This is a genomic window from Halorubrum salinarum, from assembly GCF_013267195.1.
GTDB lineage: Archaea > Halobacteriota > Halobacteria > Halobacteriales > Haloferacaceae > Halorubrum > Halorubrum salinarum.
On the sequence record NZ_CP053942.1, the window covers coordinates 164,558 to 179,047 of the forward strand.

The following is a 14,490-nucleotide window of genomic DNA, read 5'->3' on the forward strand; positions in this document are numbered from 1 at the left end:
AACTGTCTCCGACGGTGTCGCCTGACCGATGGACTGTTCTCCCTGCTTCGATGCGGGCTACTCATCGTAATTATCGCTTATGGCGTATCGTGAGGTGGCTGATTTGGGAGTAGTCGATACAGGGACTCAGTGTTAGGGTGATCTACGGATCCTGTGGTGCCCCGTGGATGAGTGGGAGATTCGTCCTGCCGAACTCGTCGGTGAGAAATCCATCGACACCGAGCAGGTTTGTGAGGCGATACCTCCGTTTCCCCGTCGTCGAGGCTACCGTCGGTTGGGAGGCCGGTGTATCCTCACGCTTGTAGGGGACCAGTGTAGCAATTAACACTCGGAGGGATTACTCCGTAATGTCTCAGTCTGTGTGCTCTGGTTGACCACGTCTGGGAACAGGTGCCTTCCAACTTCTGAGAGAAGCGTATTTTCTGCGCGTTTAATGTGCTCTCCCGCCGTTGAGTGGTGAACGTCGAGAAATGCTGCGATGTCGCTAATCGTGGCCTGGTTATTCTCAGCGTAATAACCCAACTCGAGCGCTGCCTCAAAAGCAGCTAACTGTTGTTTCGTCAGCTCAGATCGGAGGGCGTGATAATGAATGGCCTCTTCGTCGCTGATGGGACCGACATCGACGTTCCGGGCTAGGCGAACGTTGTTGCTCCGCTCCTCAATGGCATCGACAAGTCTCCGGAGTGATTCTTTGTGTCGCGTGTAGACGACCCAGTGTTCGACCCCGTGTTCGACTACTACTGTTGAGTACTGGAAGCAGCCGGCGTCGTCAATGAGCTTGAGAATGGAGGGATTATCAGCTGGGTAGTCCACCTCACTAATGAAGTATGCTCGATTTGCGTCACCAGCTGAGACGCGCTCGAACTCAACCGTAGCGTCGTGATCGCGATACTCATCCGCAAATGCTGTTACGTCACTCTCCGCACCGTCTACCGCAAGCAATCGCTTCGCTTCACCGCCGGTGAGCCTGACACGAGAGACGTTCTCGATTCTGACCGACGAGTGGGAGGAAGACACGTCTGAAACGGGGCAGCCGTAGTGTCTTACGGCCAGTTCTGCTTCCCACATAGTTGTGTGCCGATGGTCCGTGTATTTATAAGTTTGTGATCTGTTATCATATGTCAGGATTAACTGAGTAGATCAATAATGTTTACTGCTCAAACAGACCCAGATATATCTGGCCGAATATTTAGGGCAGTAACTCTGCTGTCATCTCCCGTCATGCGAGGAGTTGACAAGGATCAGTTAGAGGGGCCGAGTATCGACCGGCGCACGACGATGAAACTATTGAGCGCAGGCGGTTTGGCAGGTGTGGCTGGTTGTACTGGTGATAGTACTCAGCCAGGATCTGACGGCAGTGACGGTAGCAACGGCGGTGATGGCAGTAGTAGCGACTCCAGTTCGATGAGTGACTCGAACATGGGTGGCTCTATCGAGGCTGGTTGGGCATTCGACGCGGTGGAGGTGCTTGATCCCCACTACGTTGACCTCTACCAGCAGATCACAATCTTCTCGAACATCTTCTCCGGGATCGTCAAACTGGACCGTAACGGTGAGATCGTGGGCGATGCGGCAAGTGACTGGACGCTGCCTGATGACACAACCTACGAGTTCACCATTCGGGAGGGGATGACCTTCCACAATGGGGACACGCTGGATGCTCCCGCAATCAAGTGGTCTATTGAACGGCTGATGGGCCTCGACGATTCGCCCCATATTGGAAAGGTGTCCGACATCGAAAGCGTGGAGGCACCCGATGCGACGACGCTCCGGATCAATCTCTCGACGCCTGTTGCCCCGTTCATCACATTCCTCACGCGCGGACCGGGGCGGGCTGGAACTATTGTTAACCAGACGGCAGTCGAGGATGACCCTGAGCGGTACCGGCGCTATCCAGTCGGATCGGGCCCGTTCGAGCTCACTGAACGGTCTACTGGAGAGTCACTCACCCTGACAGCCTTCGATGATTATTGGGAGACCGACTCGGAGGGCAACAGTCTCCCGTACCTCGATGAGGTTGTCATCAACCTCATTCCGGAGCCCTCCACGATGTGGAGCGCAATCACGACCGATGGGATCCAGTATGCCGACGAACTCCCACCACAGAATGCCCGCCAAGCGCAGGGTGGTGGCGGAAGCGTCGATGTCGCGGGCGTCAGCTCTGGTGAGTGGTCGTGTTTAGCAATGCTGTGTAACAACCCGGCCTCCGACGAATGGGCTGAACGGCAGTCGTACGCAAGCGGGAACGACCAGCCGACGGATGTGTGGGAAGACAGTGAGATTCCTACGACGGATCCGCGAGTGCGGCAGGCTGTGACGATGGCTATCGACCGAGAAGAGCTGGTCAACACCGCTTACTTCAGCTTCGCTGAACCTGCTCACAGTCTCATCAATCCCGCTATCGCTTGGGCGCATGAGTCACAGCCGGAGAACGCCCAGATGTACAATCCTGAGCGGGCACGGGAGCTGTTGGATGAAGCGGGCTACACCGGGGAACCACGGTTCTCAGGTAGCATCCTTGGGACCCCGACAGACGAGCGTGTGATGACCGTGTTACAACAGCAGTTGTCGAACGTCGGGATCGATATTGAACTGGACGTCCAGCAGGAGTCCTCCTACTGGGATAACATCTACCGCTACAATCACATGTTCATGATGTACGGCGGTGGCGGCGACATCGACCCCTGGATGTCGTGGTGGAAACAGCTCCGGACGCCAATGGAGGAGGGCTCCTCGGGCGCGTGGCAGAAGAATCTCTACTCCAACGAGAACTTCGACGAAGCGCTCGCAGAGTCATTCAACACGCCGAACCAAGACGAACGGATCGAGTACGTCCGGGAGGCTGAACAAATCTTCCTCGAAGACGCGCCGTTCGCGATGACCACCTTCCCCCTCACTCCGAAGGGCAGTGTGTCCCAGCTCAAAAACGTCGGTAACCAGACTGGCTTGAGTAACTTCCACCGCGCCTACCTCGAGGAGTAACATGCAGTTCACACTGACAGCTCGGTCGATGGCGACCTGGCCCGTTAGAGGTGGCTCATAATGGGGATGCGTCGCTATATCGCCAAACGGGTGGCCCACGCGCTGGTGGTCATCTACATCGTTGCGACAATCGTGTTCTTTGCCGTCAGGGCTATCCCTGGCGACCCAGCGCGGGTCCTCCTCGGTGGTGATGCCAATGCTGAGGCCATTGCGGCACTCCGCGAGGAAATGGGCCTCACGGAACCACTCTACGTTCAATACATCCGGTGGATGGGTCGCATCTCACAAGGCGACCTCGGCACCTCAGTGTTGAGCGATCAGAGTGTCCTCCAGATGCTCATCGGTGTAGCTGAGCCAACACTGAGTATTGCTGCGCTCGGGATGTTGATCGCGCTGTTGATCGCCATCCCTGCTGGCATCACAAGCGCTGTCAAACAGTACCAGTGGGAAGACTACGTTGCGACGACGGTCTCGTTCGTCGGTATCAGCATGCCGGGGTTCTGGATCGGCATCGTGCTGCTGATTGTGTTCGCTGACCGGTTAGGGTTGGTTCCGGCGTTCGGGTACGTGTCGTTCCGGCAGGGGATCATCCCCTGGCTAAAACACATTATCCTGCCAGCACTGGCGGTTGGGCTCCCGTACGGTGGGATCTTGATGCGAATGACTCGGTCGTCGATGATGGAAGTGCTCAATGAAGACTACATGCGGACAGCCCGGGCCAAAGGGCTGGACGGCCGGCTGATCGTGTTTAAACACGGGTTACAGAATGCTCTCATCCCGATCGTCACTGTCGCCGGTATCCTCCTTGGCGTGCTGCTCGGTGGTGTCGTCGCTGTTGAGATCGTGTTTGGGATTCAGGGGCTCGGCAGGCTGCTGATTGCGTCGATCGAACGACGGGATTTCCCAGCGATCCAGGGAGCAGTCATCCTCATCTCGTTCGTGTTCGTGTTCATGAACTTGCTCGTAGACGTACTGTACACGTCGATTAATCCGCAGATCAAGTACGGGGGCGGTGAGTGATGTCTGTCTCCGACCTCGTCGAAAGTGCCTTCGGCGGATCGAGTGAGAGTGGGAAGACGTTTGGAATTCGGTCTGACCTGCTTGAGCGGTTCATCAAAACGATTCAGCGCGATCTTAGAGCGAAGATTGGATTCCTCATCGTTGCGCTGTTCGGACTGTCGGCTATCTTCGCTCCGATGCTGGCGCCGTACGATCCGATGTCCCAACAGTTCTCGATACTGGTGCCCCCTGACCCGTTGAGTGCCAACCCGCTGGGTACGGACTCATTTGGTCGGGACCTTCTGTCACGGCTGATGTACGGCGCCCGGATTTCGCTGGCCGTTGGCCTCGGAGCGGTTACATTTGGAGCTGTTATCGGTATCTTGATCGGCCTGTTCGCAGGCTACTACGGCGGATACATCGACGACCTGTTGATGCGGGCCGTTGACGTTATGTGGGCGTTCCCGTGGCTGCTTATCGCCATTATGTTAGTCGCGATTTTCGGCCAGGGGTTCTGGAACGTCATGGTCGCTGTCGGGTTCGCCTATATCGATGATTTCGCACGGTTAGCCCGTGGCGAGGTACTGGCGATCCGCGAAGAGGAGTATACCATGGCGGCGAAGAGCGTTGGGCTGGAAGACTATGAGATCATCTTCGAAGAAGTGTTCCCCAATACGGTCGCGCCGCTCATCGTTCAGTTCACCATCTTCACGGCGCGGGCAATTCTCGCTGAGAGCACCCTGTCGTTCCTCGGATTGGGGGTAAAACCAACGACACCCACGTGGGGGGCCCTCCTAGGACAGGGTCGCGGATTCATCACGCAGGCGTGGTGGATCTCCATCATTCCGGGAATTGCTATCATGGTGACTGTGCTCGGAATCAACCTGTTCGGCGACGCATTGCGCGACGCCTTCGACGTCAAGGAAACTGGTGAAACATGAGCTCGCAACCCCGTCCAACACAGCAGTCTGGCCCGTCTGTATCGACCACCGCCACCGAGGAACCCCCGCTGCTGGCTGTTGATGATCTCCACACGACGTTCACCACAGAGCGTGGGGATGTCCCGGCTGTTGACGGTGTTTCCTTCGCGATTAACGAGGGGGAGGTGTTCGGTATCGTCGGCGAGTCGGGTTCTGGAAAATCCGTTACCGCCCTTTCGTTGTTGGGACTTGCTGACGGTGCGACTGTCACCGCCGATCAGATGCGATTCCGCGACGAAGACCTCCTCGCCAAAGATGAGGCAGGACTCCGCGAGATCCGGGGCAACGACATCTCGATGATCTTCCAAGATCCGATGTCGTCGCTCAACCCGGTGATGACGGTTGGTGAGCAAATCGCTGAGGTCGTACGCCACCACGGTGACGTGGGTGAATCGCGGTCGCTGTTCGCAGAACTCCGCCGTAAGTATGTCACCGGCACCAGTGAGTCAAGTGCTTCGTGGCAACGAGCCGTCGAGCTATTGGACACTGTTGGCATTCCAGACCCGGCAGACCGGGCAAATGAGTATCCACACCAGTTGTCCGGTGGGATGAAACAACGGGTGATGATCGCGCAAGCGCTTGCTGGCGATCCTGATCTGATCATCGCAGACGAGCCTACCACTGCCCTCGACGTGACGATCGAAGCGCAGATCCTCAACGAATTGCTCGATCTGCGGGATGAATTCGGAGTCTCCATCATGCTCATCACGCACGACTTAGCAGTTGTCCGCGAAACGTGCGACCGCGTGGCTGTGATGTACGCGGGCGAAATGATGGAGACGGCCGACACTAAGACGCTCTTCGAGGACCCACGTCATCCGTACACACGGGGGTTGATAGATTCGATCCCCCGCACAGACGACGACCGTGAGTGGCTCGATGCCATCGAGGGGAACGTTCCCGACCCGACAGCCAAACCACAGGGCTGTCCGTTCCGAACCCGGTGTGACGCCGCATTCTCTCTCTGTGAGGAGCCGCTTGTCGCCTACTCAGCGGAGGAACCTGGCCACCGGACGTGGTGTCATCTCTATAACGATGCGGTCGCCAATGACGGCGACGAGGTCCAGCGTGTCGACGACGCTGAGGCGAAACAACTCATCAAAGAACACGAGGCCAGCGACGATCTGGTCACCCCGCAGCGGCCGAACTTCGGAGGAGAATACAGATGAGTAGTCAGTTCGACTCATCGGTAAGCGAGACGACGCATGGACAATCAGCCGAGTCAGGCGGTGAACCGCTACTGAGTGCGAAAGGTCTGAAAAAGCACTTCCCGGTTGAACAGAGCTTTCTCGACCGGCTGTTCGGTGATGATGAGTGGGTTCATGCCGTCGACGGGGTCGATGTAACGCTCGCCGAGCGGGAGACCCTCGGTGTGGTTGGTGAGTCTGGGTGTGGAAAGTCTACGCTCGGGCGGACGCTATCTCGGCTCTATGAACCGACTGCTGGGACCATCCATTTCGACGGCGAAGAGATCTCTGATGCCGACGGGGATCGGCTGAAAGCGCTCAGAAAAGACGTCCAAGTCATCTTTCAAGATCCTCTCTCGTCACTGAACCCACGAAAAACGGTCGGGGAAATTGTTGGTAAGCCGCTGGCAGTCCATGACATTGCGACCGGTGAGGCCAGAGACGAACGTGTCGCCGAGTTGTTCGAGGAGGTTGGCCTTTCCCCCGATCTTCGCGACCGCTATCCACACGAGTTTTCCGGCGGACAGCGCCAGCGTGTCGGAATTGCCCGTGCACTTGCTGTGGAACCGAAACTCATCATTGCCGACGAGCCGGTTAGTGCTCTCGACGTGAGTGTCCAGGCACAGATCATCAATCTGATGAAACGCCTCCAACAGGAGTACGGCCTCTCATACGTCTTTATCGCACACGATCTGTCGGTGGTACGGCACGTCAGTGACCGTATCGCAGTCATGTACTTGGGAAAGATCGTCGAAGAAGGGCCGACAAACGACATTTTTGAGTCGCCGGCGCACCCTTACACGCGGTCGCTGCTGGCGGCGATCCCGAGTATCACCGGTGAGATGGGACGGCGGACGGTCCATCTCGATGGGAATCCACCGAGTCCTATCGACCCGCCGTCGGGGTGTCCGTTCCATACCCGCTGTCCGGAGTACATCGACGAAGAGTGTGAGGCTGATGAGCCAGCACTCCAACCGGTCGAGCAGACTGCTGAGTCGGCTCCCCAGCGGCACCGGTCGGCGTGTCACTGGAACGACCGTGACGAGGCTGACCGCGCAGCACAAAACCCGTATGGGAACGATGTCGGGGGGTGATTCTGAGGCGTCTGCTGGGTCGACGGCTACCGATCCGGACACAGCAGCTCATGAACACCTGGGATTTTCGCGGTGGTGGCTAATCGTCGCTGCCGCGGGCTCGATGGGTGTGGTGAGCCCCTACCAATACGTATGGTCGTCAATCGAAGGGCCACTGGCGCGTGACCTTGGGATCGCATTGCCCGCGCTGGGGCTCGTGTTCACGCTGTTCGTGATATTTCAAGCTGGTTCGCAGTTTCCTGTGGGGTGGTGGCGTGATAGACACGGGCCACGAAATCTAACCGCTATCGCAGCGGTTCTCGCTGGCGGCGGATACATCGGTATCACGTACGCAACAACAGTATGGCACCTCTATGCGCTATACTCATTGGGTGCGATCGGGGTGGGCATTGTCTACACCGTCGCGGTAAACACGGCGCTGAAATGGTTCCCTGACCGCCGCGGGCTGACCACCGGTGTCGGGACAATGGCCTTCGCTGGTGGCGCAGCACTGTTTGTCCCATTCGTTCGGGCTAACGCCGCTGTTGACGAATACAGCAGAGTATTACGACTGATGGGCATTCTCATCTTTGGCGTCGTTCTCCTGACGGCAGTCTTGCTTAGGGACCCCCCAACAAATTGGGTCGAAGACACCACAGAGTTGAATGAGCCATCGCCTGATCAACCCTCAACTACGAACCATCAGTATACGTGGCGGGAGACAGCTCGGACTTGGCAGTTCTGGCTTATGTACGCAATGTTCGTTGCGGTGAGTGGGGCTGGTCTCATGGTGACTGCGAAGGTCATCTCGTTCGCCCAGGCGATGTCGTTAACCGAGAATACAGCCACGCTCTCGGCGACAGTGTTGCCCATCGCAGCCGGGATCGGGCGCTTGGTTATGGGCGACCTCTCTGATCGATTTGACCGGCGATACATTATGGCAGTCTCGTTTGTGCTGTGTGGAATCGGCGTCGGTAGCTTGGTCATTGCCGCTCAAGCTGGGTCTACGGTCTTATTTGTCGGGAGTGTCGTGTTGGCAACGTTCTTCTGGAGTCCACAGTACACGCTGTTTCCAAGCTTGGTCGGTGAGTATTATGGGGAGGCTCACTCCTCGTCGAACTATGCGCTGCTCTACTCTGGCAAAATGTGGGGTGGGATTTTCGGTGGTGCGGTCGCAGGTTGGCTTGTAACCGTTACATCCTGGACATTTGCGTTCGGTATCGGCGCCGTTCTTGCTATCGGTGCTGGCGTGAGTGCCTTAGCACTCCAAACCCCTACTAATCAGCCTGTGAGGCCCGCTGGTAGCGCTGTAAACCCCAGTGAAGAGCAAAAGTAGACAGATCAAATCCGACTGAGTCTCCCCACCGAGGGTCTATCGACCCTCGACCCGGGCAGTGGTGGAGACCACGATCTCGTTGAGACCGGGTACCCAACTGGAGTCGATCCCAACGGCGACGACGTCGCCTCTCACCTGTATCGAGATCCTGAGAAATCGGTGGTCGCCGACCACCGTGTTCCACCGGCGGTTCGTCCCTCAGGCTTGGCCACGAATCGGCCGCCGACAGATGCCGATGACCACGGGTGACTGAACGACCACTCCCCAGCTGAGTGGTGGTCAACAAGTCGGCGATCGCCACTCCGATTCACTCGTCACACGCGGGGGTGAACTCCCCGGCTACTGACGACGTCAACGACGACCAGGGCAGGCACGTGTTTCGTGTTTTTCGAGCCTGCCTCATTCTTGCGTCATGCGGGCGTGGCGGCGTCTCTCTGCCCACATGTAATCGGTTCATCGATAACTCGCAGTGGGTTCGCTGCTCAAACGTCACCACTGGCGATCCACTGTGAGGCATAGCCTCGGTGCGAGTAGCCTGGCCACTCTGTCGCGGAGTGTCTCTCACGGCATCGGCAAACCAGCTAGTGTGGCGTGTTAGCTTACGCTAAGTACATCGGGACGGACTCCCACGCTGGTGGCGCGAGCTCAATCTGGTCTGGGGCCATGACGGAGCCGATCGTGACTCGCTTGTCGAAGGGATCGACGCGCCCGACTGAGATGGTGCCGACGGTGGCGAGGTCGCGTTCGATGCGGGCTGCCGAGGTGTCGGCGTTCGTTAAGACTACCACCATCGCGCCGTAGTCGTTGGCAAAGGCTTGGTGGAGGCGGTCCCGGAGTCGGTTGGTCGAGGCCTGATACACGATTTCAACGACGAGTTGGATCGGATCCGTAATGCGGACGTCGGCGATGATATACTCAGTGTCGCCCCCGACGCGTTTTTCGAGATCGATCGCAATCGTCCGGGGCGCGACCGGCAGCCAGTTACAGAGTTGTTTGCTGACGAGTTCCTGTCCAAGGCGGTGATACCGTGAGACATTGCCGAAGTTCTGGCAGGTCTCCGTGGTGGCGTGGACAAATGTGCCGGGCGTCTGGTAGTCGCTCGTTGCCGTGAGTGGCGCGTCACAGAAGAGACACCGATACTGGCCGGTGGCTGGGTGTGACGTTGGGCTCGCCACTACGCGACCGGTCTCTGTGTCAATAGCCACAAACACGGCTTACGCCTCCCTGAGTTCGTCGCTGAGATGCCGACAGCGTGTTTCGATCTGCTCGAACAGGTTGATCAAGAGAGTGGTCTCTCGATCCGGATCCGTGACGGAGACGGCTTCTTTGACGAATTGGACCTGTCTGGCGAGATCCACGAGCTCGTCCGCACAGGTGGCGGTGACTGGTGGCTCGTCGGCCTCGTCGGCCTCATCGGCCCGCTGTTCGCCGAGCAGTGTTGCGACGGTTGCGAATGCCGATGGCGACAGGGTGTGTTCGTCGTCCTCGTCGCTCGCTGAATCGTCGGGGGGCGTCTCGGCTGCCAGCCGGGTCTGGGCTGCGTCGTCACTGCCGTCGGGGGTGACTGTCTCGCCGGCAGTGTCTGACGGCAGGGCGCTGGCTTCTGGTGGCGACTCGACTGGCTCGTCACCGCTCGCTTCATCAGCAACCAGCGCTGCTACCTGCCCAGTCGCGAGTAGCTTTTCGCGTGCTGCTGTTGGCAGCTCTGATGAGATGATGGAGTAGAGATCCTCACCGGCGTCGTGTCGGGCCCGCAGTGCGTCGAGGACGTCAGCGTAGTTCCGACACGTTTTGCGGGGATAGTTTTTCGAGCACGCTGTGTAGGTGGCGATCGTCTCAGACGACGCCTCAGGGAGTGCGAGTCGCGTGATCAAAATCGCCTGCTGTTTCGTCGTGAGGGTTGTGAATGTCGGCGTCGCGTCATCACCGCACAAATGCGGATGATAGAACTTGGTGACCGCGTGGTTGACTGTCCGCTCGATAGGCGGTTCCCACGGGGTGTCTGCGAGTGCGTCGTGGACGTGCTCGGTGAGCGCAGTGCGGTCGCTGAGTGTTGGATTCCGTGTCGCAACGAGGAGTGCGCTGACCTCCTTGTGTGAGAGCTGGTCTGGAAAATCCTCGCGGGTGACGCTGGTGGGGGCAGCTGTGTCAGGACTGGCGGGTTGTCGTTCGGTGGTCCCCTCGGCTGTCGTGACGCGTATCACCGTGTCCGAATCGAACCCGTCGCATGAATCGTGGGCGTCATCATCGGCCCGGGTGAGATGGACGCGCGTAAACACCGCCTGGGTGTAGCGTGCCTCACAAACGGGGCACTCGTACTGCGGTTGCTGTTCGTGTGTCGGGGACGGTGCCACCGAGGTGGTCCGTGCTGCTGGCGTCGAGTCGTGTGCCGGGGGGACGGAGTCGCTCATGATCTCTGGGTGCCGTCTCGGTGGTAGCGTGTCCAGCAGTGTAACTAATGGGCGATTAAGGGGTGAGTACGAGGCTGGTCCCGCTGACCTTCTCCCTTGTGGCGCTGTGCTCGCTGGTTTCTTGAATATAGCGCGTGAGTTGTGTCCCTCGCTCTGCTCAGATTTCGTCAGGTCCGATCGTTCAGTACACACCATCTCGTGTGTGTCTGTTTGAGGAACTCTCCACCACCCCACGCGTATTAAAATCTAAGAGAGAAACGCTCCGTTCGTCTGAATTCACCACTTTGAACCGCCTGTACACCGGGTGAATCAGTGCCTATACAACGCCTGCTGTCGCGAAGTGTCTCCGTTCCACAGCGAAGGTCCTGGTCCGTGTTTGCTTTCAGACAAACGCAGGACGCGATATAATAACAGAGATATGAAAATTTAAATAATATTATATGGCCACAGAGCGTTAGAGGAGTGTGAGTAAAGGTATCATGTCACAAAAATATCTCTCGCGACGAACCGTCCTGCGGAGGGGCGCTATCCTCTCGACGGTCATCGGACTGGGTGCGGTAACGATGACTGGTCAGGCCGCGGCGATGAACAAAGCGGAACTGATCGAGGCGATGGCGAGCGAATCCGGACTGAGTAAGGCTGACGCGAAGCGGACGCTTGACGCGTTCACCCACGCGACGACGAGATCCTTGGCGAAGGGTAATAGCGCCGTACTGGTCGGATTCGGGTCGTTCAGTATCTCAAAGCGCTCTGCCCGGACAGGGCGAAATCCAAGCTCTCGAAACGGGCCCGAGGACGACTCGCCGGTGACGTTCGATCCCTGCCCGGAGTTCGCGGCCGCCCTCGATCTCAACCCCGGCAAGGGTGACGAGGCTAGCGCCACGTGCCGGCATGCTGACGTGGTGATCGACGCGGAGTACATCGTAGGCACAGCGGGACGCTCGGATGAGAGGATATCGGAGGACGACGCCAAGCGGGCGCTCGAAGCGTTCATCAACGTGACGACGAAGGCCCTGAAAAAGGGCGATCGGCTGTCGGTGGGTGGGAGCGAAGACGAGAATGAGGGGTTCGGCACGTTTAGCATCTCGAAGCGGTCAGCCCGGACCGGGCGAAACCCGCAGACCGGAAAGGAGATCCAGATCGCGGCGAAGAACGTGGTCAAGTTCAAGGCGGGTGCCGAACTCTCGAAAGCCGTCAACTGAACCGTCGGCGGCGTGTTATCCCCGAGACCGATCTCACTGTCGTTGGCTACAACGAGAGTCTAGGAAAACTACTGATTTCGCGTCTCCGAGACTCACTCCCCATGAGCGTCGGTATTTTGTTCTGAACTGCCAGAGTTACCTATACTTAATTCGCAAGCGCCATCTCTCGGCTCATTCAGGATCTTAGTGAGAAACCCAAGCAGTCCGTGTGCTGATGCTGATCCGTTGCGGATACAGCTCCGTAGTAGCCTCAGGTGATCCTGTGACGCGGCATCTGCCGAACAGGGTGAATATAAGACACAGCTACGACTCCCTGATGAACTCAACTCCGGTGATCTCAAATCGAGCCCCTCCTGTGAGACTTTCGGCCACCCGTATGTCCCATCCGTGAGCCGAAACAATCTGTTCGACAATCTTCAACCCAAATCCGATCCCGTCGTCCTTCGTGGAGTAGCCCGCAGTAAACACATCCGAACGTCTGTCTTCGGGGATTCCGGGGCCATCATCTTCGATATAGAAACCATCCGCATCAACGCCGACTGTAACGGTTACCTCTGGGCCTCCGTGTATGAGTGCGTTGCTAAACAGGTTCTCAAGGAGTTGGCGGAGCCGATCGTCATCAGCGACAATGGCAACCGCTGCGGGCGTTTCATCCGCGTACTGTAAGGTCGCGTCCTCTGTTTGATCCGCGACCATCTGCCAGGCAGTACGTAGTGTTTCTTGGAGCTCGATCGCATCCTTCGACCCAATATCTCGTCCTTCACGCGTTAACCAGAGCATGTCCTCCGTCAGTCGCTCAATACGGTCTAATGCGGTCTCAATTGGTGGAAGATGCTCACTGTCACAGTCCTCTTGGACGAGATCTAACCGTCCCTGCGCGACGTTGAGCGGACTTTGAAGATCATGACTCACGACACCAGCAAATTCAGTGAGCCGTTGGTTCTGCTGCTCTAATTTCTTCTCATTTTCTTTGCGTTCTGTTATATCTCGCAAAATCCCGACTGAGCCCTCGAACTCCTCGCCGCGATAGGGCAAGACTCCCATGTGGTCTTCACATGGAATCGCCTCTCCGTCCTTGGATTGAATCTCAATCTCGAATTGGATACTGCTTGGGCCATCCGAAGACAGGATTCGCCCAAGAGCCGCTTCCGCCCGGTCGACAGCGTCGGCAGATTTGACGAGCGTTGGTGGTGACCCGAGGATCGTTTCCCGGTCGTAGCCCACCATTCTGACAAACGCGTCGTTGACGTACTCGAACTCGCCCGCTTCGTTGAGTACGTAGACCGGGTCTTCGATCGTCTCCATGAGCGTTCGGAAGCGAATCAGTTCTGTTTGGCGCGCTTGTTCAGCAGACAGATCCCGAACTGTACAAATCAACTCACCAGAAGCTGTCTTTGTGAGGCGGTGATCTTCTGGAAACGTCGTCCCATCGGCTCGAAGCCCGGTCGTTTCACCACTCCAATACCCGCCGTCATCTACTGACGGCAGGATCTCGTTTCGGACGAGCTCGACATCCTCGTCGTGATAGAGTATTTGCCAATGTTCGCCGATGAGTTGGTCACGCTCATAGCCGTAAATATCCGTATAAGCTTCGTTTGCGTAGATGAATCTGCCAGTCTCATCGAGCAGACTAATCCCTACTTGCGCAGTTTCAATCGCTTTTCGCTGTCGCTCCTGCGCAGCTTCCGCATGATATTGGTCGACAACGTTGCGGACACGGTTCGCCAATACAGTGTACTGATCCCTGCCACCTTGTTTTTGAATATAGTCGGTGACGCCAGCCGAAATTGCCTCACTGGCGATCTCTTCGGATCCCTTGCCAGTAAACAAAATCACGGGGAGGTTCGGCGCTATCTCTCGGATGCGTTCTAGAAAGTCGATCCCGTCTTTGTTCGGCATATCATAGTCAGTGATGATACAATCGAACTCAGTGAGAGCAAACTGGTCGAATGCGTCATTGGGACTCGTTGCTGTCTGGACAGCAAAGTCATCAGCCTCACGCTCCAGAAATTCCGTCACTAGGTCAGCGAAAGCACGGTCGTCATCAACATGAAGAATATTGACTGTACTCTCTTCCATAGTGAGTCGGAATACAACCGGCCCTAAGAAGATACCGTCCAGTTCTCCACGGCTTAGAATCTCATATCTCGTGTGTCACCCGATTTGGCAGCGCGCGCATCCGACGGTGACGTTGTTTTGCCGCCCTCGCGTTCCGTGTCGACCGGTCTGTTCTTGACGATGTCGGCGACGCCACGAGAGGCTGCTCTCGCTGTGATCGACCCTTGTCACGAGCTTGGAGCGTCTGTCGCCACGTTCGACT

General features: G+C 57.4%; 12 protein-coding genes and 1 pseudogene. 8 read left to right on the top strand and 5 right to left on the bottom strand.

Translation table 11 applies throughout. The annotated features are described in order from the left end of the window. Positions 1-321: 321 nt before the first annotated feature. Positions 322-1,068, bottom strand: coding sequence for a helix-turn-helix domain-containing protein (locus HPS36_RS15690; RefSeq protein WP_173230909.1), 747 nt, complete (start codon positions 1,066-1,068; stop codon positions 322-324). Positions 1,069-1,404: 336 nt separating this feature from the next. Here HPS36_RS15690 and HPS36_RS15695 point away from each other — a divergent pair, with 336 nt between their 5' ends. The 6 genes from HPS36_RS15695 to HPS36_RS15720 all read left to right on the top strand — a co-directional run bounded on the left by HPS36_RS15695 (position 1,405) and on the right by HPS36_RS15720 (position 8,557). Beyond that, complete coding sequence (locus HPS36_RS15695) at positions 1,405-2,982, top strand: ABC transporter substrate-binding protein (protein WP_173230910.1); 1,578 nt, start codon at positions 1,405-1,407, stop codon at positions 2,980-2,982. Positions 2,983-3,048: 66 nt separating this feature from the next. Further along, positions 3,049-4,002 carry an ABC transporter permease gene (locus tag HPS36_RS15700; RefSeq protein ID WP_268898308.1) on the top strand — a complete coding sequence of 318 codons (954 nt, stop codon included), beginning with the start codon at positions 3,049-3,051 and terminating at the stop codon, positions 4,000-4,002. Then, positions 4,002-4,922, top strand: a complete 921-nt coding sequence (locus HPS36_RS15705; RefSeq protein WP_173230912.1) for an ABC transporter permease — start codon at positions 4,002-4,004, stop codon at positions 4,920-4,922. The genes HPS36_RS15700 and HPS36_RS15705 overlap by 1 nt, the downstream gene beginning before the upstream one ends. Then, entirely contained in the window at positions 4,919-6,130 is a 1,212-nt protein-coding gene (locus tag HPS36_RS15710; RefSeq protein WP_173230913.1) for an ABC transporter ATP-binding protein, read from the top strand. The genes HPS36_RS15705 and HPS36_RS15710 overlap by 4 nt, the downstream gene beginning before the upstream one ends. Next, complete coding sequence (locus tag HPS36_RS15715; RefSeq protein WP_173230914.1) at positions 6,127-7,242, top strand: ABC transporter ATP-binding protein; 1,116 nt, start codon at positions 6,127-6,129, stop codon at positions 7,240-7,242. The genes HPS36_RS15710 and HPS36_RS15715 overlap by 4 nt, the downstream gene beginning before the upstream one ends. Beyond that, the gene (locus tag HPS36_RS15720; RefSeq protein WP_173230967.1) at positions 7,229-8,557 is read left to right on the top strand and encodes an OFA family MFS transporter; all 1,329 of its coding nucleotides are present in this window, start codon (positions 7,229-7,231) and stop codon (positions 8,555-8,557) included. The genes HPS36_RS15715 and HPS36_RS15720 overlap by 14 nt, the downstream gene beginning before the upstream one ends. 36 nt (positions 8,558-8,593) lie before the next feature. Here HPS36_RS15720 and HPS36_RS15725 read toward each other — a convergent pair whose 3' ends face one another. The 3 genes from HPS36_RS15725 to HPS36_RS15735 form a co-directional block, all read right to left on the bottom strand. Beyond that, a complete protein-coding gene (locus tag HPS36_RS15725) occupies positions 8,594-8,731 on the bottom strand; it encodes a hypothetical protein (RefSeq protein ID WP_173230915.1) in 138 nt (45 codons plus the stop codon). A 425-nt stretch (positions 8,732-9,156) separates the two neighbouring features. Continuing rightward, positions 9,157-9,762 carry a hypothetical protein gene (locus tag HPS36_RS15730; protein WP_173230916.1) on the bottom strand — a complete coding sequence of 202 codons (606 nt, stop codon included), beginning with the start codon at positions 9,760-9,762 and terminating at the stop codon, positions 9,157-9,159. Between the two features lie 9 nt (positions 9,763-9,771). After that, entirely contained in the window at positions 9,772-10,968 is a 1,197-nt protein-coding gene (locus HPS36_RS15735) for a hypothetical protein (RefSeq protein WP_173230917.1), read from the bottom strand. Positions 10,969-11,552: 584 nt separating this feature from the next. Here HPS36_RS15735 and HPS36_RS17015 point away from each other — a divergent pair. Beyond that, a pseudogene (locus HPS36_RS17015) lies at positions 11,553-11,735 on the top strand (HU family DNA-binding protein); the annotation flags it as partial. Between the two features lie 153 nt (positions 11,736-11,888). Continuing rightward, entirely contained in the window at positions 11,889-12,170 is a 282-nt protein-coding gene (locus HPS36_RS16930) for an HU family DNA-binding protein (protein WP_235681785.1), read from the top strand. Positions 12,171-12,473: 303 nt separating this feature from the next. Here HPS36_RS16930 and HPS36_RS15745 read toward each other — a convergent pair whose 3' ends face one another. Then, a complete protein-coding gene (locus HPS36_RS15745) occupies positions 12,474-14,249 on the bottom strand; it encodes a PAS domain S-box protein (RefSeq protein ID WP_173230918.1) in 1,776 nt (591 codons plus the stop codon). Positions 14,250-14,490: the final 241 nt, after the last annotated feature.

Coding starts and splice junctions, on each gene's coding strand:
- HPS36_RS15690 (WP_173230909.1), bottom strand. CDS start 1,068: ATGTGGGAAGCAGAACTGGCCGTAAGACACTACGGCTGCCCCGTTTCA.
- HPS36_RS15695 (WP_173230910.1), top strand. CDS start 1,405: ATGAGTGACTCGAACATGGGTGGCTCTATCGAGGCTGGTTGGGCATTC.
- HPS36_RS15700 (WP_268898308.1), top strand. CDS start 3,049: ATGCGTCGCTATATCGCCAAACGGGTGGCCCACGCGCTGGTGGTCATC.
- HPS36_RS15705 (WP_173230912.1), top strand. CDS start 4,002: ATGTCTGTCTCCGACCTCGTCGAAAGTGCCTTCGGCGGATCGAGTGAG.
- HPS36_RS15710 (WP_173230913.1), top strand. CDS start 4,919: ATGAGCTCGCAACCCCGTCCAACACAGCAGTCTGGCCCGTCTGTATCG.
- HPS36_RS15715 (WP_173230914.1), top strand. CDS start 6,127: ATGAGTAGTCAGTTCGACTCATCGGTAAGCGAGACGACGCATGGACAA.
- HPS36_RS15720 (WP_173230967.1), top strand. CDS start 7,229: ATGTCGGGGGGTGATTCTGAGGCGTCTGCTGGGTCGACGGCTACCGAT.
- HPS36_RS15735 (WP_173230917.1), bottom strand. CDS start 10,968: ATGAGCGACTCCGTCCCCCCGGCACACGACTCGACGCCAGCAGCACGG.
- HPS36_RS15745 (WP_173230918.1), bottom strand. CDS start 14,249: ATGGAAGAGAGTACAGTCAATATTCTTCATGTTGATGACGACCGTGCT.